This is a genomic window from Pseudomonas avellanae BPIC 631 (assembly GCF_000444135.1).
Taxonomy (GTDB): domain Bacteria; phylum Pseudomonadota; class Gammaproteobacteria; order Pseudomonadales; family Pseudomonadaceae; genus Aquipseudomonas; species Aquipseudomonas avellanae.
Map to the genome: position 1 here is coordinate 1 of NZ_ATDK01000155.1, position 421 is coordinate 421.

The 421-nt window shown below is 45.6% G+C and carries 1 pseudogene; it reads left to right on the top strand.

The features are described 5' to 3' along the window. Positions 1-94: 94 nt before the first annotated feature. Positions 95-298, top strand: a pseudogene (locus tag DW49_RS1000000129755) (type VI secretion system tube protein Hcp); the annotation flags it as partial. Positions 299-421: the final 123 nt, after the last annotated feature.

The following is a 421-nucleotide window of genomic DNA, read 5'->3' on the forward strand; positions in this document are numbered from 1 at the left end:
TTTTCGAAATAAGTTACCCATAACCTGCAAGCTAAGCTATTGATAAGATTTGAATTTTCCGTTAGTTGGTGGCTGATTTTTTCGAAAACAGTACACTAGCGGCGGCGCGACTGCTGGAGGCGTTACTCTGGGCGACCTTAGGGTGAGTAAATACATAGATAAAGCATCACCCAAACTATTTGAGCTTTGCTACCGTGGCTCGCATATCAAAAAAGTAACTATACGCGTACACCGCGCAGGCACCGAGAAATTTAAATATCTAGATATCGTTCTTGAAGAAGTTTTGATATCAACGGTTAGGGAACCTCCGAACAAGTCTCAAATATGCGAAAATCGCCTGACCACCTGATCCGAGCCGCCCATGAGCCAAATGAGCTTTTCCGACGTTGAGTACGCAGGCAAACGCAAGCAAACCCGCCGC